General features: G+C 68.1%; 15 protein-coding genes and 3 rRNA genes. All 18 read right to left on the reverse strand.

Annotated features, from left to right (window positions below; all coding sequences use genetic code 11):
* Positions 1–21 precede the first annotated feature (21 nt).
* Positions 22–945 (reverse strand): site-specific tyrosine recombinase XerD, encoded by a 924-nt coding sequence (gene xerD / locus ABD213_RS01350; RefSeq protein WP_344323390.1) that lies wholly within the window; start codon positions 943–945, stop codon positions 22–24.
* Complete coding sequence (locus ABD213_RS01355) at positions 942–1,556, reverse strand: NUDIX domain-containing protein (RefSeq protein ID WP_344323392.1); 615 nt, start codon at positions 1,554–1,556, stop codon at positions 942–944. Before ABD213_RS01355 ends, xerD begins: the two co-directional genes overlap by 4 nt.
* The gene (gene pyrG, locus ABD213_RS01360; RefSeq protein WP_344323395.1) at positions 1,553–3,283 is read right to left on the reverse strand and encodes a CTP synthase; all 1,731 of its coding nucleotides are present in this window, start codon (positions 3,281–3,283) and stop codon (positions 1,553–1,555) included. The genes ABD213_RS01355 and pyrG overlap by 4 nt, the downstream gene beginning before the upstream one ends.
* Positions 3,284–3,419: 136 nt before the next feature.
* Entirely contained in the window at positions 3,420–4,280 is an 861-nt protein-coding gene (locus ABD213_RS01365; RefSeq protein WP_344323397.1) for a copper transporter, read from the reverse strand.
* On the reverse strand, positions 4,277–5,407 hold the full coding sequence (steA, locus tag ABD213_RS01370; protein ID WP_344323399.1) for a putative cytokinetic ring protein SteA: 1,131 nt from the start codon (positions 5,405–5,407) through the stop codon (positions 4,277–4,279). Before steA ends, ABD213_RS01365 begins: the two co-directional genes overlap by 4 nt.
* 168 nt (positions 5,408–5,575) lie before the next feature.
* Positions 5,576–7,258: a DNA repair protein RecN gene (gene recN / locus ABD213_RS01375; protein WP_344323402.1), complete on the reverse strand. Its 1,683-nt coding sequence runs from the start codon at positions 7,256–7,258 to the stop codon at positions 5,576–5,578.
* Entirely contained in the window at positions 7,258–8,190 is a 933-nt protein-coding gene (locus ABD213_RS01380) for an NAD kinase (RefSeq protein ID WP_344323405.1), read from the reverse strand. The genes recN and ABD213_RS01380 overlap by 1 nt, the downstream gene beginning before the upstream one ends.
* Positions 8,187–9,002 carry a TlyA family RNA methyltransferase gene (locus ABD213_RS01385; protein ID WP_344323407.1) on the reverse strand — a complete coding sequence of 272 codons (816 nt, stop codon included), beginning with the start codon at positions 9,000–9,002 and terminating at the stop codon, positions 8,187–8,189. Before ABD213_RS01385 ends, ABD213_RS01380 begins: the two co-directional genes overlap by 4 nt.
* Positions 8,999–9,232: a hypothetical protein gene (locus ABD213_RS01390; protein ID WP_344323409.1), complete on the reverse strand. Its 234-nt coding sequence runs from the start codon at positions 9,230–9,232 to the stop codon at positions 8,999–9,001. Before ABD213_RS01390 ends, ABD213_RS01385 begins: the two co-directional genes overlap by 4 nt.
* Positions 9,233–9,240: 8 nt before the next feature.
* Positions 9,241–10,245 (reverse strand): HAD-IIA family hydrolase, encoded by a 1,005-nt coding sequence (locus tag ABD213_RS01395; protein WP_344323411.1) that lies wholly within the window; start codon positions 10,243–10,245, stop codon positions 9,241–9,243.
* A gap of 9 nt (positions 10,246–10,254) precedes the next feature.
* The gene (locus ABD213_RS01400; RefSeq protein ID WP_344323414.1) at positions 10,255–10,617 is read right to left on the reverse strand and encodes a single-stranded DNA-binding protein; all 363 of its coding nucleotides are present in this window, start codon (positions 10,615–10,617) and stop codon (positions 10,255–10,257) included.
* Between the two features lie 115 nt (positions 10,618–10,732).
* The gene (locus ABD213_RS01405) at positions 10,733–11,605 is read right to left on the reverse strand and encodes a tetratricopeptide repeat protein (protein WP_344323417.1); all 873 of its coding nucleotides are present in this window, start codon (positions 11,603–11,605) and stop codon (positions 10,733–10,735) included.
* Positions 11,606–11,665: 60 nt separating this feature from the next.
* Positions 11,666–11,782, reverse strand: a 5S ribosomal RNA gene (gene rrf / locus ABD213_RS01410).
* An 83-nt stretch (positions 11,783–11,865) separates the two neighbouring features.
* Positions 11,866–14,969: ribosomal RNA gene (locus ABD213_RS01415) — 23S ribosomal RNA — on the reverse strand.
* Positions 14,970–15,295: 326 nt separating this feature from the next.
* A 16S ribosomal RNA gene (locus tag ABD213_RS01420) occupies positions 15,296–16,813 on the reverse strand.
* Together the 16S, 23S and 5S rRNA genes form the textbook arrangement of a ribosomal RNA operon.
* Before the next feature lie 491 nt (positions 16,814–17,304).
* On the reverse strand, positions 17,305–18,564 hold the full coding sequence (tyrS, locus tag ABD213_RS01425) for a tyrosine--tRNA ligase (RefSeq protein WP_344323419.1): 1,260 nt from the start codon (positions 18,562–18,564) through the stop codon (positions 17,305–17,307).
* Positions 18,565–18,602: 38 nt separating this feature from the next.
* Positions 18,603–19,163 (reverse strand): DNA-3-methyladenine glycosylase, encoded by a 561-nt coding sequence (locus ABD213_RS01430; RefSeq protein ID WP_344323421.1) that lies wholly within the window; start codon positions 19,161–19,163, stop codon positions 18,603–18,605.
* 2 nt (positions 19,164–19,165) lie between these two features.
* Positions 19,166–20,584: an argininosuccinate lyase gene (gene argH, locus ABD213_RS01435; RefSeq protein ID WP_344323424.1), complete on the reverse strand. Its 1,419-nt coding sequence runs from the start codon at positions 20,582–20,584 to the stop codon at positions 19,166–19,168.
* Between the last annotated feature and the right edge of the window lie 12 nt (positions 20,585–20,596).

A 20,596-nucleotide genomic window follows, 5' to 3' on the forward strand; every position in this document is an offset into this window, starting at 1 on the left:
CACGTCCGGGACACTCTACCCTCACCCGAGTGCGCGAGGATGCGCCGTCGCGTAGATCTCCCGCAGCTTCTCGACGGTCACCAGCGTGTAGATCTGCGTCGTGGTGACCGAGGCGTGACCGAGCAGCTCCTGCACGACGCGGACGTCGGCTCCGCCGTCGAGCAGGTGGGTCGCGAAGCTGTGCCGCAGGGTGTGCGGGGAGACCTCCTGGGAGATGCCTGCGGCCCGCGCGGCCTTCACGAGGACCGTCCACGCGCTCTGCCTGCTGAGGCGCCCACCGCGGGCGTTGAGGAACACGGCCGGCCCTGGACTCGACGCGCTGACCAACCGCGGACGCGAGGACCGCAGGTAGTCGACGACCGCCTCGAGCGCGTAGGAGCCCACCGGGACGATGCGCTGCTTTCCACCCTTGCCGCGCAGCAGCGCGGTGCCCTCGTCGACGTCGAGGTCGTCGACGTCGAGGCCGACGGCCTCGGAGATGCGAGCGCCCGTGCCGTAGAGGATCTCCAGCAGAGCACGGTCGCGGGACGCCAGGGCGGTCCCGGGAGCACTGGCCGCGGCCAGGATGGCCTCGACGTCGGCCAGCGGCAAAGCCTTCGGCAGCCTCGTCGCCGGACGGGGTGGCTTGACCGCCGCGGAGACGTCGACGGCCACGACCTGCTCGCGCAGGCAGAAGCGGTGGAACCCGCGGACGGCCACGACGGCCCGGGCAGTGCTCGCCGGCCCGAGGGCGGCATGGTCCTCATCACCGGTGCGCAGCGCGGCCAGGAAGGCCAGGACGTCGGACTCCTGGATCGAGCAGACGTCCTCGACCTCTCGCGCGAGGAGGAAGGCGACGTAGCGGCGCAGGTCGCGTCGGTAGCTCGAGAGCGTGTTCGCGGCAAGTCCCCGCTCCACCCCGAGGTGGCTCAGGTAGTCGCCGACGGTCCGCTCGAGATCGTTCATGGTCGCGCTCGACGCGTCCGTTCGGCGAGGACGGCCGCGACGGTGAGCGCGTCGCTGACCGCCCCGGACAGGACGGCCTCGACGGCGTCGTCGAAGCCGAGCCACCACTGCTCGATCCCGGCCTCCTCGCCGTGACGCTCGACCCGGTCCTCCTCGGGGATCGGGCGGAGGTCGGTCGCGGTGAAGACCTCCCACTGCTCGCTGGAGTAGCCCGGTGTGGCGGTCAGGCGCAGCAGGCTACTCCACGTGCCTGCCACCAGCTCGGCCTCCTCGGCGAGCTCGCGTGCCGCGGCCTCGGCCGGGCTCTCGCCCGCCACGTCCAGCGTCCCCGCGACGAGCTCGGCCATGCGCATCCCGACGGGGTGCCGGTACTGCGCCACGAGGAGGACCCGGTCGTCCTCGTCGATCGCCAGCACCGCGACCGCGCCGTGGGGTCGCACGACCGCCCGTTCGTGGGTGGTGCCGTCGGGCGCCTCGATCGTCTCGTGGCTCAGTCGCAGGTAACCCGTCGCGTAGGGCACGTCCTCGTGCACGACGGGCCACGAGTCGGTCCGGTCGCGGACGTCGTCGACCCGCGCGATCCGTCCGGGCAGGCGCGGGTGTCCGGTCACGAGGCCTCCGCCGGGTCCACCGTCGGGTCGGCGGTCTGCGGCGCGACGTCGATGTCCGGCTCGACCGGCAGCCGGGTCTCCCGCTGGCGCCGCAGGGCGGCCTCGACGAGTCCGGCGAACAGCGGGTGCGGACGGGTCGGGCGGGAGACGAGCTCGGGGTGGGCCTGGGTGGCGACGTAGAAGGGGTGCACCTCGCGTGGCAGCTCCACGAACTCCACGAGCGTGCCGTCCGGGGAGGTGCCGGAGAACACGAGTCCTGCCCGCTCGATCTGCTCCCGGTAGGCGTTGTTGACCTCGTAGCGGTGACGGTGACGCTCGTCGACCCGCGCCGCGCCGTAGAGGGAACGCACGAGACTGCCCTCGGCGAGCGCGGCCGGGTACGCACCGAGACGCATCGTCCCGCCCAGGTCTCCCGCGCCCTCGACGAAGGCCTCCTGCTCGGCCATCGTCGCGATGACCGGCGCCTCGACGTCCGGGTCGAACTCCGAGGAGCTGGCGCCGGCGATCCCTGCGACCTCGCGGGCGTACTCGATGACGATGCACTGCAGGCCGAGGCACAGACCGAGCACCGGGATGCCACGCGTCCGCGCATAGGTGAGCGCACCGATCTTCCCCTCGATGCCGCGGATGCCGAAGCCGCCGGGGACGCAGATGCCGTCGACGTCGCCGAGCAGCCGGGCCGCTCCGGCCTCCGTGGCGCACTCGTCGGACGGCACCCAGCGCAGGTTCACCCGGGTCTCGTGGGCGAAGCCTCCGGCGCGCAGGGCCTCACCGACGGAGAGGTAGGCATCGGGAAGATCGATGTACTTGCCGACGAGCGCGATCGTGACCTCCTCGGCGGGTCGGTGCACGCGGCGCAGCAACTCGTCCCACTCCGTCCAGTCGACGTCACGGAACGGCAGGTCCAGACGTCGCACGACGTACGCGTCGAGGCCCTCGCGGTGCAGCACCTTGGGGATGTCGTAGATCGAGGGGGCGTCGCTCGCGGTGACGACGGCCTCGGTGTCGACGTCGCACATGAGCGAGATCTTGTGCTTGACGCCCTCGGGGATGTCGCGGTCGGAGCGGCAGACGATGGCGTCGGGCTGGATGCCGATGGAGCGCAGCGCGGCGACGGAGTGCTGGGTCGGCTTGGTCTTGAGCTCCCCGGACGGTGCCAGATAGGGCACGAGGGAGACGTGCAGGAAGAAGGCGTTGCCCCGGCCGATCTCGTGCCGGACCTGCCGGGCCGACTCCAGGAACGGTTGGCTCTCGATGTCACCGACCGTGCCGCCGATCTCGTGGATGACGACGTCGACGTCCGGACCGCCCATCGCGAGCATCCGGTCCTTGATCTCGTTCGTGATGTGCGGGATCACCTGCACGGTGTCGCCGAGGTAGTCGCCGCGACGCTCGCGGGCGATGACCTCGGAGTACACCTGACCGGTGGTGACGTTGGCACGGCCCACGAGGTCCTCGTCGAGGAAGCGCTCGTAGTGACCGATGTCGAGGTCGGTCTCCGCGCCGTCCTCGGTGACGAAGACCTCCCCGTGCTGGAACGGGTTCATCGTGCCCGGATCGACGTTGAGGTACGGGTCGAGCTTCTGCATCGTGACACGCAGCCCTCGCGACTTCAGCAGACGACCCAGGCTCGAGGCCGTGAGGCCCTTGCCGAGCGAGGAGGCGACCCCCCCGGTGACGAACACGTGCTTGGTGACAGAACTCCCGGAGAGGGGGTTACCGGACAAGGGATCTCCCGTGGTTCGAACCTGATCGGACGGACGCCGACGGCGAGTCGGCTCCACGGGATTCCAGCCTACCAATGATCCACGCCGCCTCGGACCACGACACTCGGCCCCGAGGCACGGGCACTAGGACTGGGCACTAGGACTGGGGCACGGCTCCGTCGGCACTGCGGTCGGTGCCCCAGTCGCCGTTGTCGTCCGCCGCGGCCCGGGCCAGAGCGAGCGTCGCGACGCCGCGGCCGGCCGCGGTGTCGAGCACGTCGACCGTGGAGATCTCGCCGGCGACGTCGGAGTCGCGGATCGCGGCCACCAGTCCGCCGTCGAGGCTGGAGCGCGACGGCCCGGCGAGCAGCGTCGCCGTGCTCGCGGAATCGATCGCCGTGAGCATCGGGCCGAGGGCCGAGGCTGCGTCGCCCGAGCGGCCGGGTCCGGCCACCACGACGACGAGGTCGGCGGCGTCGGAGGGCTCGCTCTCCCAGCTCAGCAGCTCCCCCTCGACGAACGCCGAGGAGATGGTGCGCGCCTGGTCGTCGCGTGCCCCTTCGCCGACCACCGAACGGGCGAGCGCGGCACCGACGCGGGTGTAGGCGTCGCCCGCTGCGGTCACCGACTCGACGTCGGTGGCCGACTCCTCGGCGACGCTTTCCGCGAACTGACGGTTGGCCGGGTCGACGAGCGTGCTCGACAACGCGCCGCGTCCGGTGACCGTCGCACCGGCCGCCTCGAGGGTCTCCACGAGCGGGTCGACCTCCTCGGCACGAGCGCTCGGCATGGTGAGCACGACCACGGTGCGGTCCTCGAGCGTGCCGTCGACCAGGCCCGGTACCGTCCGCGCGGCGAAGCCGTCCTCGAAGGAGGTCAGACCCTCGTCACCGTCCTGGCCACCGCCGCCGGCGGTGGAGACGGACTGGGCGAGGTAGCCCGAGCCCAGGACCAGACCGAGGGAGAGCGCCACGAACACGGCGGCCACGGAGACGAGGTGGTAGCGGAAGCTGATCACGGAAGGAGTCCTTCGAGACGGGTGCGGAGGTCCGGGAGGGCCTCGGTCAGGGACGCGAACCACTCCTGACCGACGGGCGTGGAGGCGAGGGCCACCGCGACGGCGGCCACGCTCACCACCAGCAGCAGCAGGATCGGCCACGCCGAGACCGAGCGGGCGCTGAGCTGGGCGACGGCAGCGGCGTCGACGAGCCGCCGACTCGCGCGCAGGCGGGTCACGAACGAGCTGGCCACCTCGGCGGCACCGCGCTCCAGGAACTGCACCAGGTCCTTGGGCTGGCCCACCTGCACGATGACGGGTGCGTCGTTCTCCTCCGCCACCACGATCGCGAGGTCGGAGGGTTGACCGGCGGCCACGAAGGTGTGGACGTCCACCTCGGCCTTCTCGAACCGTTCGTGCCCCACGGGTTGACCGGCACCGCTGGTGGCGATCACGTCGGCACCGCTGCGCAACGCCCGGTCCGACAGGGTGTCGACCGGGCCGAGGACGACGTGGGGGCGGATCTTGCGCGACAGCAGCTCGTCGGCCGCCTCGCCGACGGCGATGACGACGGGGTCCCGCTCGCGCAGGAAGCGCTTGAGGGAGGCCAGATCGTCCTGCCAGTCGTAGGTCGTGGAGACCACCACGACCGGGCGGCCGCGCAGCCGCTTGGCCAGGCGAGGGACGCGCGCTCCTTCCAGCAGCATGGCGCGCTCGCGCTCGAGGTGGTCGGCGGCGTTCGCCGTGAGCGAGCCGAGCTGGGTCGCCAGGCCCTGCTCGGCCGCGCCGAGACTCGCCGAGACGGCGGCGTCGTCCATCGCCTGACCACGGACGACGACCTTGTCGCCCTTGAGCACCGCTCCCCCACGGATCGAGATCCTGTCACCGCTGCGCAGATCGGCGAAGACCCTCTGGCCGACCCGGTCCACGAGCAGCACCCCGGCCTCGGCGAGGACGGAGGGGCCGAGGTTCGGGTAGGCACCCGTGGAGGAGGAACCGGCGTTGACGACGGCACGGACCTGACGGGCGACGAGCGCCTCGGCCTGGGCACGGTCGATGTCGGTGAGGTCGACGACGGCGATGTCACCGGGCTTCAGGGACCGGGCAGCGTTGTCGCCGGGACGGGCGAACTTCGCCACGCCCTCCACGGCCGGTTCGTCCGGCTCCGTGGGCGGGGTCTCGGGCGGGGTCGATCCGTCGGAGGAGGGGACGGTTGACTCGCGGCGGCTCTTCCTTCGTGACATCGCAGCCATGGTGTCACGCACGGGCAGCGTTTCGGCGCACCGCTCGCGGCGTGGCCGTGTCCGGCCGCTGGATCAGCGGCGCCCGGCGAGGGCGAGGAGCTCACGAGCGTGCTCCTGTGCGGCGCTGGAGTCGTCCTGACCGGCCAGCATGCGAGCCAGCTCGTCCACCCGGTCGCCGTCCTCCAGCCGGCGTACGGTGCTGCTCGTGACCTGACCGTCGTCGTCCTTCGCCACGTGGAAGTGGTGGTCCGCGAAGGCGGCCACCTGCGGGAGGTGGGTCACGGCCAGGACCTGCGCGTGCTCGGCGAGCCGTGCGAGCCGCCGTCCGACCTCGACGGCCGCCCGCCCGCCGATCCCGGCGTCGACCTCGTCGAAGACGAGCGTCGGCACGCTCGTACGGTCGGCCAGCACGACCTCCAGAGCCAGCATCACGCGGGACAGCTCACCGCCACTGGCCCCCTTGGCCAGTGGTCGTGGAGGCGCGCCGTTGTTGGCGGCGAAGAGCAGCTCCACCTCGTCCGCACCGTGGGCGCGGAGCTGGTCGGTGCCCCGGACCTCGACGACGAGACGGGCCGAGGGCATGGACAGCTGGACGAGCTCGGACTCGACGAGGTCGGTGAGTCGCCGCGCGGCGAAGAGCCGCACCTCGCTCATGCGCGCGGCGAGCTCGGCGAGTCTCGGCTCGAGCTCGGCTACCTCGGCCTCGAGCGTGCTGATGGTGTCGTCGTCGGAGTCGAGGTCGGCTGCGCGCACCGCCGCCTCCTGCGCCCACTCGAGGACGTCGTCCAGGCCCGGCCCGTACCGGCGCTGCAGGGAGGTCAGGGCGGCGAGCCGGTCCTGGACCGCCGCGAGTCGAGCCGGGTCGATCTCGACGCCGTCGGCGTAGGAGCCGAGGTCGGTCCCCACCTCGTCGATCAGGATGCCGATCTCACGGACGCGTGCAGCCAGCTGGTCCAGCACCTCGTCGTGCCCGGCGGCGTCGCCGAGGGCCTGCGCGGCCGAGGCGGCGAGGGTCCGGGCGTCGTTGCCGTCGGGGTCGGCGCTGAGGAGTCCGTGCGCGGTGGCGGCCCCGCGGGCCAGGGTCTCGGCGTGCGCGAGTCGGCTCTGCTCGGCGCGCAGTGCCTCGTCCTCGCCCGACTCGGGCGCGACCGTCGTCACGTCCTCCAGGCCCCGCCGCAGGAGGTCGAGCTCCTGCGCGCGCTCGCGAGCATGACCGCGGACGTCGAGCAGGCGCGCTCGTGCCGACAGGAGGCGCTCGAAGGCGGGACGGTACTCCTCGAGCAGCACGGCGAGCTCCTCGCCGGCAAGCCTGTCGAGCGCCGCCCGCTGCTCGCTGGGACGCAGCAACCGGTGCTGGTCGGACTGGCCGTGCACCGCGACGAGCTCGTCGGTGACCGCCGACAGCAAGGACGCCGGGACGGTCGCGCCGCCGGCGACGGCCCGCGAGCGTCCCTGCGCGGAGAGCACCCGGGCCAGCACCACGACGTCCCCGTCGAGCGAGCCCCCGGCTTCCTCGACCCTCGGCGCGACGGCGGAGTCCGCGGGGACGGTGATGCTGGCCTCCACCCGGGCCCGGTCGGTGCCGTGCCGGACGAGGCCGGCATCGGCTCGTTCACCACGCAGCAGCCCGAGCGCGGTGACCACCATCGTCTTGCCGGCGCCGGTCTCACCGGTGATGACGGTCAGGCCGGCGTCCAGGTCGAGCTCGGCGGAGTCGATCACGCCGAGGGAGGAGAGTCGCAGGTGCTGCCACATCAGGCCCGGTCCTCCTCCTCGTCGCGGAGGCGTCGCTGCTCGGCGGCGCCACGCCAGCCGGCGACCGGGAGGTCGAACTTGCGCACGAGTCGATCGGTGAACGGACCGGCGTGCAGCCGGGCGAGACGCGCCGGGAGACGGCCGCGCCGCACCTCCACCCGCGCACCCGAGGGGAGGTCCGCGGCGCGACGACCGTCGCACCACAGCACGCCCGAGGCGCCGACCCCGACCACCTCGACGGCGATCGAGGACTCCGGGGAGACCACGAGCGGTCGGGCGAAGAGGGCGTGCGCACTGATCGGGGTCACGAGGAGGGCCTGGACCTCGGGCCAGACGACAGGGCCGCCGGCACTGAAGGAGTAGGCGGTGGAGCCGGTCGGGGTGGCGCACACGACGCCGTCGCAGCCCCAGCGCGACAGCGGCCTGCCGTCGACCTCGGCGACCAGCTCGATCATGCGCTCACGCGACGCCTTCTCGACCGACGCCTCGTTCAACGCCCAGTTCGTGGCGACCACCTCGCCGGCGACGCGGACGTCGACGTCGAGCGTGAGTCGTTCCTCGACGCTGTAGGAGCGTTGGACCACGCCCCTGACCACGTGCTGCAGGTCCTCGACGTCGGCCTCGGCCAGGAAGCCGACGTGCCCGAGGTTCACCCCGAGGACCGGGGCGTCGGTCCCTCGACACAGCTCGATCGTGCGCAGGATGGTGCCGTCGCCGCCGAGCACGATGGCCAGCTCGCAACCGCGGGCGGCTCCCGGCTCGGTGGGGACACCGACGACGTCGTGGACACCTGCCCCGCTCAGGGCCGGCAGGTCGGCATCGGGGACACAGACCTCCAGCCCGGCGGCGACCAGGTCGCTCACGAGACGCTCGGCGACCTCGAGGGCCTCCGGCCGGGCCACGTGCACGGTGAGCAGCACCCGGCGGGTCATGCCGCACCACCTGCGGGACCCGCAGCGACGACCTCGGCGGCACGCGCAGGATCGACCGGCGGCGCGTCGGTGCGCAACCAGCAGAAGTACTCGACGTTGCCCGCGGGCCCCGGGAGGGGGCTCGCCGCGAGCTCTCGCGTCCCCCAACCGTGCGCGCTCGCGCTCGCGCACACCGCCAGGACCGATCGCTCGTGCTGTCGTGGGTCCCGCACGACGCCCTTCTTGCCCAGGTGCTCACGACCGACCTCGAACTGCGGCTTGATCATCAGCACGATGTCTCCTTCGCTCCGGCAGACGCTGGTGAGGGCGGGCATGACCACCGTAAGGGAGATGAAGGACAGGTCGGAGACGACGAGGTCCGGCACGTCGGCGAGCGACTCCCGCGTCAGGGACCGGACGTTGGTGCGGTCGTGCACGACGACCCGCTCATCGGTGCGCAGGGTCCAGACCAGCTGTCCGTACCCGACGTCCACGGCATGGACGCGTGAGGCGCCGCGACGCAGGAGGACGTCGGTGAAGCCGCCGGTCGAGGCGCCGGCGTCCAGGCAGGTCCGACCCTCGACCCGCAGGCCCAGCGGCTCGAACACCTCGAGAGCGCCCAGGAGCTTGTGCGCCCCGCGGGAGGCCCAGCCGGGGTCGTCACCCTCGCGCACCACGATGGGCTGATCGGTCCCGACCTGCGTGGCCGGCTTGCTCGCCGTCCGGCCCGCGACGAGGACGGCGCCGTCGGCGATCAGCGTGCTGGCGTGCTCGCGGGACCGGGCGAGGTTGCGACGCACCAGCTCCGCGTCCAGGCGGACCCGTCGACTCACAGGCGCTCGCTGCCCTCACGGCGCCGGGGGGTGAGGGCGTCGCGCAACAGCTGGTGGGCCGCGTCGAGCACGGCGACGTGCTCCGCGAGCCCGGCCTCGTCGAGCCCGGCCACCTGCTCGAGGACCTGCGCGAGCTCGGGTCGGTCGACCACGAGGGACCTCGCGTGGGCGACCAGGGCCGCCCGACGGTCGGGTGCGGACTCGGACGTCGCGTCGGAGGAGTCGTTCACAGGCACCATCATGACACCGCCAGCAGGTGGTCGACGGCGGGCACGGTGTCACCGCGGTCGATGATCTCCCACGCGAGGCCGATCGCGGCACGGACGGCGTGCAGGGCCTCGCCGGACCCGTCCCACTCCAGCGAGCCGTCCAGGTGACGCACCTGCGCGTCGGCACAACGGGCGTCGCCCCTCCCGATCTCGACCGGCGGGTGGTCCACGAGGAGCCCGCGGAGGTCAGGGGCGACATAGGTCGGTCGCGACGCAGCGGTGGTCGCGGCGACGGTCTGCAAGGAGCTGACGCCCGTGAGGACGGCCAGGCTGTCGATCCCCGCAGCGGCCGCGCCGTCGATGTCGGTGTCGATGCGGTCCCCCACCATGAGCGGTGAGCCTGGACGCAGCCGGGCGAGGGTCTCCTCGAAGAGCGCCCGTTCGGGCTTCCCCGCGACCCGGGGCGCGCGACCCGTGGCGTTCGCCACCGCCTGGACCATCGAGCCGTTCCCGGGTGCCGTGCCGCGCGCACTCGGGAACGTCAGGTCGGTGTTGCTCGCGTACCACGGAAGCCCGGCATGGACGGCGTACGACGCCTCGGCCAGGTCGGCCCACGTGAGGTCGGGGCTGAAGCCCTGCACGACCGCTCGCACACCGTCGCCCAGACGAGCGACAGGGACCAGTCCGACCTCCTCGAGGCAGTGGCGCAGTCCGACACCGCCGGCGACGAGGACCTTCTCACCGGGGCCGATGTCGTCCACGATGAGGCGAGCCACCGCCTGAGCCGAGGTGACGACGGCTTCGGTCCCACTGACGGGCATCCCGAGGTCGCGCAGGTGGTCGGCCACGTCCTCGGGGCGCCGGGAGGCGTTGTTGGTGAGGTAGGCGATGCCCATCCCTCGACCGGCCGCCGCCTCGAGGGCCTCGCGTGCGTGCGGCACGGCATCGGGACCCACGTAGACCACGCCGTCGAGGTCGAGCAGCGCGACGTCGTGGATCTCGTGCAGCGGACGGTCCGTCGTCGCCAGTGCCATGGGGCGAGGCTACCGTCGACCCGGCGACGAGACGGTCACAGCCGCCAGCTCCACGCTCACGTGGCTGGTCAGGCCACCTGCGCGGCGCGAGAACCGCCGCCGCAGCGCCCCACTCACCTCCACCTCCGCACCGGGGCGCAGACGTGCCGCCCTCTGCCGCAGCCGCGACGTCCACGCCGCGCACTCGATCACGTCGACGGTCTGCTTGCTGCCCTTGAGGGCGCGCGCATCGCGCTGGACGACGAGACGGAACGTGACGAGCACGTCACCGCTCGGCAGGATCCTGGTCTCGGGATCGGCGGAGACGCGGCCGCGCAGGACGACCTCGTTGCGGTGGGCGACACGTGGGGAGTCGGTGCTCGATGAGGTCATCTTCCCACCATGGCGCCGGGGACGGGGATGGGCCCAGGCTCGACACCCGGCCCTGTGGACACCGAGCCGCCGAGGTCGCGCCTGTGGACGAGTGGCCCGCCGGCGTGGACGGCGTTCAGCCCTCCAGCGCCGCCAGCCGGTCCTCGGCGTCGGTGAGGTGGTTGCCGTCGACAGCGACCACACGGTGGAACCACTCGACGGCCTCCTCGCGGCGGCCGAGGTCGAGCAGCGTGTCGGCATAGGCGTAGCGCAACCGGGCCACCCACGGCTCGCGCGACTTGCTGTGCAGCGACTCCGTCTCCAGGAGGTGCAGAGCCGCCTCGGCCTGGCCGAGGTCGCGACGCGCGCCGGCCATGACGATGGAGAGCTCCACCTGACCTGAGTCGTCGAGCTGCGAACGGATCTCCGGGGTGTCGTAGGCCAGTGCCTTCTCCGGACGTCCGAGCGCGCGCTCGCAGTCGGCCATCATCGGCGCGTACAGGCGCTGACCGTTCATCCGCCGGGCGGCACGGAACTCCGAGAGCGCCTCGGCGAACTTGCCGGCGGCGTAGGCCGTCTCGCCGGACGCCTCGCGGATCAACCCGTTGCGGGAGGCGCGGGCACGGGCGGCGAGCGCGTGCAGGTGCGCCGTCTCCGGATCGGACTCGATCAGCAGACCCGCCATCACGAGGTGGCGCGCGACGCGCTCGGCGAGCTTCTCGGGCAGGCCCTGCAGCTGCTGCCGCGCGTACTTGTCGAGATCCTTCGCGCTCACGTCGTCGGGGATGGGCGGACCGTCGTAGATCTTCTGGTCGACCGTGCGCTCGGTGTCCTCGCGACGGGGACGCCGGTCGTCGTCACGTCGCGATCCGCCGGGTCGGCCACCGGCCGGACGTCCGCCGGCGGGCTTGCCTCGTCCACGGGGGCCGCCGCTCGGTCGGCCCGACGGCTTGCGGTCGTTGCCACGCCCGGGCCCGGAGGGCCGGCGCGGCGTCCTGTCGTTCGTCATTGTCAAGCTCCTCAAATGCAGCGAGGCCGCTCCCGAAGGAGCGGCCTCGCGCTAAAGATAGTCCGGCGACGTCCTACTCTCCCACACCGTCTCCAGTGCAGTACCATCGGCGCTGAAGGGCTTGACTTCCGGGTTCGGAATGTTACCGGGTATTTCACCTTCGCCATGGTCGCCGAAACTCTATGGAGATATCTCGAACCAGTCGAGCTGGTTCCCGAACATATCTCGGGAACCTCACAGTGGACGCGCAGATCTTTGTAAGAAACAAGCCCTCGGCCTATTAGTACCGGTCAGCTCCATGCATTGCTGCACTTCCACCTCCGGCCTATCAACCCAGTGGTCTGCTGGGGGCCTTACCTGGTAAACCAGTGGGAAACCTCATCTTGAAACGTGCTTCCCGCTTAGATGCTTTCAGCGGTTATCACTTCCGAACGTAGCCAACCAGCCGTGCCCTTGGCAGGACAACTGGCACACCAGAGGTTCGTCCATCCCGGTCCTCTCGTACTAGGGACAGCCTTTCTCAAGTTTCCTACGCGCGCGGCGGATAGGGACCGAACTGTCTCACGACGTTCTAAACCCAGCTCGCGTGCCGCTTTAATGGGCGAACAGCCCAACCCTTGGGACCTGCTACGGCCCCAGGATGCGACGAGCCGACATCGAGGTGCCAAACCATCCCGTCGATATGGACTCTTGGGGAAGATCAGCCTGTTATCCCCGGGGTACCTTTTATCCGTTGAGCGACGCCGCTTCCACATGCCAGCGCCGGATCACTAGTCCCGACTTTCGTCCCTGCTCGAGCTGTCACTCTCACAGTCAAGCTCCCTTGTGCACTTACACTCGAAACCTGATTGCCAACCAGGCTGAGGGAACCTTTGGGCGCCTCCGTTACTCTTTGGGAGGCAACCGCCCCAGTTAAACTACCCATCAGACACTGTCCCTGATCCGGATAACGGACCTAGGTTAGATGTCTAGTACGACCAGAGTGGTATTTCAACGATGACTCCACTCGAACTGGCGTCCGAGCTTCACAGTCTCCCACCTATCCTACACAAGTCGAACCAAACACCAATACCAAACTATAGTAAAGGTCCCGGGGTCTTTCCGTCCTGCCGCGCGTAACGAGCATCTTTACTCGTATTGCAATTTCGCCGAGTTCATGGTTGAGACAGCGCCCAAGTCGTTACTCCATTCGTGCAGGTCGGAACTTACCCGACAAGGAATTTCGCTACCTTAGGATGGTTATAGTTACCACCGCCGTTTACTGGGGCTTAAGTTCTGTGCTTCGCTTGCGCTAACACGTCTCCTTAACCTTCCAGCACCGGGCAGGAGTCAGTCCGTATACGGCGTCTTTCGACTTAGCACGGACCTGTGTTTTTAGTAAACAGTCGCTTGGGCCTGGTCTCTGCGGCCTTCAACGCTTCGTGGAGCAAATCCACTGACGAATCCGGCCCCCCTTCTCCCGAAGTTACGGGGGCATTTTGCCGAGTTCCTTAACCATGATTCACTCGATCACCTTAGTATTCTCTACCTGACCACCTGAGTCGGTTTGGGGTACGGGCGGCTCTAAATCTCGCTAGATGCTTTTCTCGGCAGCATAGGATCACTCACTTCGGCTTTGCGCCTCCCCATCAGTTCTCAGGCACATGAGTGACGGATTTGCCTATCACTCGCCCTACAACCTTGGCCGCGGTCTACCATCGCACGCGGTTGAGCTACCTTCCTGCGTCACACCATCGCTTGCCTACTACCAGTTCGGGTCGTGCGCTCCACTCACCAGTGCCTCCGAAGAGGCTGAAGTGAGCTTCGGGCACTTAGCATCACTGGATTCAGCATGGGCGATTCAGCGCCGGTACGGGAATATCAACCCGTTGTCCATCGACTACGCCTGTCGGCCTCGCCTTAGGTCCCGACTTACCCAGGGAAGATTAGCTTGACCCTGGAACCCTTGGTCATCCGGTGGAAGAGTTTCTCACTCTTCATTCGCTACTCATGCCTGCATTCTCACTCGTGTGGCGTCCACGGCTGGGTCACCCCGCCGCTTCGCTCGCCACACGACGCTCCCCTACCCATCCATGCACCTGGACCACGAAGGCCTGGTTGACGCATGAATGCCATAGCTTCGGTGGATTGCTTGAGCCCCGCTAAATTGTCGGCGCGGAATTACTTGACCAGTGAGCTATTACGCACTCTTTCAAGGGTGGCTGCTTCTAAGCCAACCTCCTGGTTGTCTCTGCGACTCCACATCCTTTTCCACTTAGCAATCGCTTTGGGACCTTAGCTGATGGTCTGGGCTGTTTCCCTCTCGACTATGAAGCTTATCCCCCACAGTCTCACTGCTGCGTTCTCACTTATCGGCATTCGGAGTTTGGTTGAGTTCAGTAAGCTTGTAGGCCCCCTAGCCCATCCAGTGCTCTACCTCCGACAAGAAACACGCAACGCTGCACCTAAATGCATTTCGGGGAGAACCAGCTATCACGGAGTTTGATTGGCCTTTCACCCCTATCCACAGGTCATCCCCCCAGTTTTTAACCTAGGTGGGTTCGGTCCTCCACGCGGTCTTACCCGCGCTTCAACCTGCCCATGGATAGATCACTCCGCTTCGGGTCTAGATGGTGCAACTACGTCGCCCTGTTCGGACTCGCTTTCGCTACGGCTACGGCTCTCGCCTTAACCTCGCTACACCACGCTAACTCGCAGGCTCATTCTTCAAAAGGCACGCTGTCACCCTTGCCAAGCAAGAGCTCCAACGGATTGTATGCACATGGTTTCAGGTACTATTTCACTCCCCTCCCGGGGTACTTTTCACCTTTCCCTCACGGTACTTGTCCGCTATCGGTCATCGAGGAGTATTTAGGCTTAACGGGTGGTCCCGCCAGATTCACACCGAATTTCAGGGGTTCGGTGTTACTCGGGGTGACGAACAAGAGCCATGAGCTTACGTTTACGGGGGTCTCACCCTCTCTGCCACGACTTTCCAGTCGGCTTCAACTTCACTCATGGTTTATGACTCTTCGTCGATTCGGCAGAATCGACAGTTCGGCCCCACAACCCCTCAGCGACAACGCCTGCCGGCTATCACATCACTGAGGTTTAGCCTCTTCCGGTTTCGCTCGCCACTACTCCCGGAATCACGGTTGTTTTCTCTTCCTGTGGGTACTGAGATGTTTCACTTCCCCACGTTCCCTCCAGACGCCCTATGTGTTCAGGCGCAGGTACCTGGACTTTCCTCCAGGTGGGTTTCCCCATTCGGACATCCCCGGATCACAGGTCGGTTGTCACCTTCCCGGGGCTTTTCGCAGACTCCAACGTCCTTCATCGGCTCTCGATGCCAAGGCATCCACCATGTGCACTTAGTAGCTTGTTGTTACTACAAAGATGCTCGCGTCCACTGTGAAGTTCTCAAGATACGTGCGGTGCTGCACCGTTTCCTGCGCCTGCCCGATGACTCGAGCGGTTCGCAGCCGGTGCGGCCCAGAGAGTCAAGCCGAAGCCTGATCCCTCAGGACCCAACAGTGTGCCTGACTCATCGAGCGTCGTGTTGAGGTTCCTTCCCCGAAGGGCGTACTGACAACAGTCGGTCATCGATGAGCCAAATAGTCGACGTCCACTAGTGAGCTGTGATGCGCAGGACGTCTGCCTACGAACATCACGCCTGGACGAGATCCGTTGGTCTCGCCAGATGCTCCTTAGAAAGGAGGTGATCCAGCCGCACCTTCCGGTACGGCTACCTTGTTACGACTTCGTCCCAATCGCCAGCCCCACCTTCGACGGCTCCCTCCACAAGGGTTGGGCCACCGGCTTCGGGTGTTGCCGACTTTCATGACGTGACGGGCGGTGTGTACAAGGCCCGGGAACGTATTCACCGCAGCGTTGCTGATCTGCGATTACTAGCGACTCCGACTTCATGGGGTCGAGTTGCAGACCCCAATCCGAACTGAGACCGGCTTTTTGGGATTCGCTCCACCTCGCGGTTTCGCAGCCCTTTGTACCGGCCATTGTAGCATGCTTGAAGCCCTGGACATAAGGGGCATGAAGACTTGACGTCATCCCCACCTTCCTCCGAGTTGACCCCGGCAGTCTCCTATGAGTCCCCACCTTTACGTGCTGGCAACATAGGACGAGGGTTGCGCTCGTTGCGGGACTTAACCCAACATCTCACGACACGAGCTGACGACAGCCATGCACCACCTGTATACCGACCACAAGGGGGGCTACATCTCTGCAGCTTTCCGGTATATGTCAAACCCAGGTAAGGTTCTTCGCGTTGCATCGAATTAATCAGCATGCTCCGCCGCTTGTGCGGGCCCCCGTCAATTCCTTTGAGTTTTAGCCTTGCGGCCGTACTCCCCAGGCGGGGCGCTTAATGCGTTAGCTGCGGCACGGAGACCGTGGAAGGTCCCCACACCTAGCGCCCAACGTTTACGGCATGGACTACCAGGGTATCTAATCCTGTTCGCTCCCCATGCTTTCGCTCCTCAGCGTCAGGTAATGCCCAGAGAACCGCCTTCGCCACCGGTGTTCCTCCTGATATCTGCGCATTCCACCGCTACACCAGGAATTCCGTTCTCCCCTGCATACCTCTAGTCTGCCCGTATCGGAAGCACGCTCAGGGTTGAGCCCTGAGTTTTCACTCCCGACGCGACAAACCGCCTACGAGCCCTTTACGCCCAATAATTCCGGACAACGCTCGGACCCTACGTATTACCGCGGCTGCTGGCACGTAGTTGGCCGGTCCTTCTTCTGCACCTACCGTCACTTTCGCTTCGTCGGTGCTGAAAGAGGTTTACAACCCGAAGGCCGTCATCCCTCACGCGGCGTTGCTGGATCAGGCTTTCGCCCATTGTCCAATATTCCCCACTGCTGCCTCCCGTAGGAGTCTGGGCCGTGTCTCAGTCCCAGTGTGGCCGGTCACCCTCTCAGGCCGGCTACCCGTCGTCGCCTTGGTGGGCCGTTACCCCACCAACAAGCTGATAGGCCGCGAGCCCATCCTTCTCCGCCGGAGCTTTCCACCTCTGAAGATGCCTCCTGAGGTCGTATTCGGCATTAGACGTCGTTTCCAACGCTTATTCCGATGAGAAGGGCAGGTTGCTCACGTGTTACTCACCCGTTCGCCGCTCGTGTACTCCCGAAGGAGCCTTACCGCTCGACTTGCATGTGTTAAGCACGCCGCCAGCGTTCGTCCTGAGCCAGGATCAAACTCTCCGTTGAAAAATTCCCCTGGTCCGAAGACCAAGGTCAACATCTGTTTGATTCCTGACAATCTGACTGCTGACAGTCAATTTGTCGGAATTGCCCTCGCGATGAGGTCAGGAACCGAAGCTCCTGTTCATCGACGGGGGTATAACTGATTATCTCGTCGACTTTTGGCACACTGTTGAGTTCTCAAGGATCAGACGCACACCTCGGCGCCTACCTTCCGGCGGCCACCTCAGGGCAACTCGTCCAACGTACACGGTGTGTTTCGGCCCAGTCAAACCGGGTCCGATCCCGCGTCACTCCCCGTTGTCAGCGGCTAGTCTCCGTGCATCGAACCATGGGCTCGAGCTCTGGCATTAACCGTTTCGGTTGGAGTGGCTGTCCCGCCCGGGCACCCGGCCTTCTGGCCTTGCGCCCCGCCGTGCGGTGCAACAAGAAGAACATTACGGGGGCATGTCCAGGAAGGTCAAATCCATTCCGTGTGACGCCAGCCACATCTCGGTTCAGAGCAGCTCGAGGCCTGCAACGGCGCGCTTTCCGCGGCGCAGGACGAGCCAGGAACCGTGCAGGGCGGGCAGGTCGGTCACGAGGGCGTCGACGTCGCTGACACGTGCGTTGTTCACGTAGGCACCGCCGTCACCGATGGCTCTGCGGGCCTCTGATCGCGAGGCGACCAGCCCGCTGGCCACGAAGGCGTCCACCACCGTCGGCGTCTCGCTGCGCGGCAGCCGCACGGCGCCGGCCTCCCGGAGTGCGGCGGCCAGGGTCGATGGGGGCAGGTCGCTCAGCTCCCCCCGTCCGAACAGCGCCCCTGCCGCGGCCTCCGCCGCAGCGGTCTCGGCCGCACCGTGCACGAGCGCGGTCATCTCCGAGGCCAACCGGCGCTGGGCGGCGCGGGCGCCAGGACGCTCCCTGTGCTCGGCCATCAACGCGTCGATCTCCTCGACGGGCACGAAGGTGAACTGCCGCAGGTACTCCCCCACCTTGGCGTCCTCGGCCTGGATCCACGACTGGTGGAAGGCGTACGGGCTGGTGAGCTGCGGGTCCAACCACACGGTCCCCGACTCGGTCTTGCCGAACTTGGTGCCGTCGGCCTTCGTGACCAGCGGCGTCGCGAGGGCGTGCACCCTGGCACCGTCGGCGCGACGGACGAGCTCCACGCCGGCGGTGATGTTCCCCCACTGGTCGCTGCCCCCGGTCTGCAGCACGCAGCCGTGGCGACGATGCAGCTCCAGGTAGTCCATCGACTGCAGGAGGACGTAGCTGAACTCGGTGTAGCTGATGCCGGACTCGAGCCGGCTGCTGACGACGTCGCGCGCCAGCATCCGGTTCACGGGGAAGTGCTTGCCGATGTCGCGCAGGAAGTCGATCGTGCTCAGGCCTTGTGTCCAGTCGAGGTTGTTGACGAGGGTCGCGGCGTAGGGACCCTCGAGGTCGACGAACCGCGAGACCTGGGCGCGGATCCGCTGGACCCACTCGGCGACGGTCTCCGGGGCGTTCATGACGCGCTCGCCCGTCTCCTTCGGGTCGCCGATCAAGCCCGTCGAGCCGCCGACGAGGATCAGTGGCCGGTGGCCGGCGTCCTGGAGCCGTCGGGCCGTGAGCAGCTGCAGGAGGTTGCCGATGTGCAGGCTCGGCGCCGTCGGGTCGAAGCCCACGTAGTAGGTGATCGGACCCGCGTCCATCTCCTCGCGCAGCGCGCCGAGGTCGGTCGAGTGCGCGATGAGGCCGCGCGCCTGCAGGTCGTCGAGCACGTGGGTCACGATGGGTCCTCCCGGACGGGTCGTCGGTCGCCTCGATCCTAGGACGACGGTGCGCGAGGCGAACGCCGGTACGCCGAGACGGTGAGGTCGCCGGTGATCCAGAAGCGCCAGGGCCGGTCCGCCTCGCGGGTGACCCCGACCCGCGGTCCGGCACTGACGGACCCCGGCGCCTCGCGGTCGCCGAGGCGAACCGGACCGTCGCCGAGGAGGTCCGTGCCGAGGTCGTCGAGGTCGATGCCGGCGGCCCTCGCCAGGTTGCCGGGCCCGCTCGCCAGCCGGTGGTCGGGCACCCCCGGGCGACGGTCCCGAGCCACGTCGAGGCCGGCGACGACCCGTCCGGCCCTCAGCAGGACCGCGGCGGCCTGCTCCGTGGGGCCGGTCACGACGTTCGCGCAGTGGTGGATCCCGTAGGACCGGTAGACGTACAGCCGCCACGGCGGGCCGTACATGATCTCCGAGCGCGGCGTCCGCGTGTACGCGTGCGAGGCCGGGTCCTGCGTCCCGCCGTAGGCCTCGACCTCGGTGATGACGATCGACGTTCCGTGCGCGTGCAGGACGCGCCCGAGCAGTCCCCGCGCCCGCTCGAGGACGTCGGACATGTTCAGCCGAGCCGACCGCGCAGCTCGGCGAGCTGCTCGGTGACACGGTTCTGCGCGGTGCCGCCGCGACCGTCGCGCGAGGAGATCGAGCCGCGCAGCGACAGCACGTCACGCACCGAGCCGTCCGCGGCGGCGAAGTGGGGCGAGATGGCGTCGAAGTCGGCGTCCTCGAGGTCCCAGAGCTCGATCCCGCGTTCCTCGCAGACGCGGACGCACGCGCCCGAGAGCTCGTGCGCCTCCCGGAACGGCACGCCCTGTCGCACCAGCCACTCCGCGACGTCCGTAGCCAGGGCGAAGCCCTGGGGGGCGAGCTCCTGCAACCGTGCGGTGTCGAACCGCAGGGTCGCCACCATCCCGGTGAACGCCGGCAGCAGCACCTCCAGGGTGTCGATGGAGTCGAAGACCGGTTCCTTGTCCTCCTGCAGGTCGCGGTTGTAGGCGAGCGGGAGCGCCTTCAGCGTCGCGAGCAGGCCCGTGAGGTTGCCGACGAGCCGTCCTGCCTTGCCCCGCGCGAGCTCGGCGATGTCGGGATTCTTCTTCTGCGGCATGATGCTCGAACCCGTCGAGTACGCGTCGTGCAACGTGATGAAGCCGAACTCCTTGGTGTTCCACAGGATGATCTCCTCGGCGAGGCGCGAGACGTCGATGCCGACCTGTGCGAGCACGAAGGCGAGCTCGGAGACGAAGTCACGGGCCGACGTGCCGTCGATCGAGTTGGCCGACGAGTCCTCGAAGCCGAGGTCGCGTGCGACGGCCTGCGGGTCGAGCTTGAGCGAGGAGCCGGCGAGCGCACCCGAACCGTAGGGCGAGTCCTTGGCCACCCGCGCGTCCCACTCCTCCAGCCGCTCGAGGTCGCGTACGAGAGGCCATGCGTGGGCCATCAGGTGGTGCGAGAGCAGGACCGGTTGCGCGTGCTGCAGGTGCGTCCTCCCGGGCATCGCCACGCCGAGATGGTCCTCGGCCTGGCTCGCGAGAGCCTGGACGAGCTCGGTGACCAGCTGGTGCACCTGCCGCGCGTGGTCGCGCAGGTAGAGGCGGAAGAGGGTCGCGACCTGGTCGTTGCGCGAACGACCCGCGCGCAGGCGACCCCCGAGCTCGGGGCCCAGCCGCTCGACCAGTCCGCGCTCCAGGGCGGAGTGGACGTCCTCGTCGCCGGGCTCGGCACGGAACGCGCCGGACGCGACGTCGGCCTCGAGCGCGTCGATGCCCTCGAGCATCGCGCTGAGGGCGTCGTCCTCGAGCAGCCCGGCCGCGTGGAGGACGCGCGCGTGCGCTCGGGAGCCGCGCAGGTCGTACGGCGCGAGCCGCCAGTCGAAGTGCGTCGACCGGGACAGCTCCTCGAGCTCGGGCGAGGGTCCGCCGGCGAAGCGGCCGCCCCACAGGCGGCTCTCGGTCGCGGGGGCGTCGGCGGGCTCGTTCATCGCTCTCCTTCG

Origin of the sequence: Aeromicrobium halocynthiae, from assembly GCF_039531385.1 — a bacterium.
GTDB lineage: Bacteria > Actinomycetota > Actinomycetes > Propionibacteriales > Nocardioidaceae > Aeromicrobium > Aeromicrobium halocynthiae.

What these genes read in the sequence shown, in the direction of transcription:
- xerD (WP_344323390.1), bottom strand. Translation starts at nt 945, where the DNA reads ATGAACGATCTCGAGCGGACCGTCGGCGACTACCTGAGCCACCTCGGG.
- ABD213_RS01430 (WP_344323421.1), bottom strand. Translation starts at nt 19,163, where the DNA reads ATGTCCGACGTCCTCGAGCGGGCGCGGGGACTGCTCGGGCGCGTCCTG.
- ABD213_RS01395 (WP_344323411.1), bottom strand. Translation starts at nt 10,245, where the DNA reads ATGGCACTGGCGACGACGGACCGTCCGCTGCACGAGATCCACGACGTC.
- ABD213_RS01400 (WP_344323414.1), bottom strand. Translation starts at nt 10,617, where the DNA reads ATGACCTCATCGAGCACCGACTCCCCACGTGTCGCCCACCGCAACGAG.
- ABD213_RS01405 (WP_344323417.1), bottom strand. Translation starts at nt 11,605, where the DNA reads ATGACGAACGACAGGACGCCGCGCCGGCCCTCCGGGCCCGGGCGTGGC.
- argH (WP_344323424.1), bottom strand. Translation starts at nt 20,584, where the DNA reads ATGAACGAGCCCGCCGACGCCCCCGCGACCGAGAGCCGCCTGTGGGGC.
- ABD213_RS01380 (WP_344323405.1), bottom strand. Translation starts at nt 8,190, where the DNA reads ATGACCCGCCGGGTGCTGCTCACCGTGCACGTGGCCCGGCCGGAGGCC.
- recN (WP_344323402.1), bottom strand. Translation starts at nt 7,258, where the DNA reads ATGTGGCAGCACCTGCGACTCTCCTCCCTCGGCGTGATCGACTCCGCC.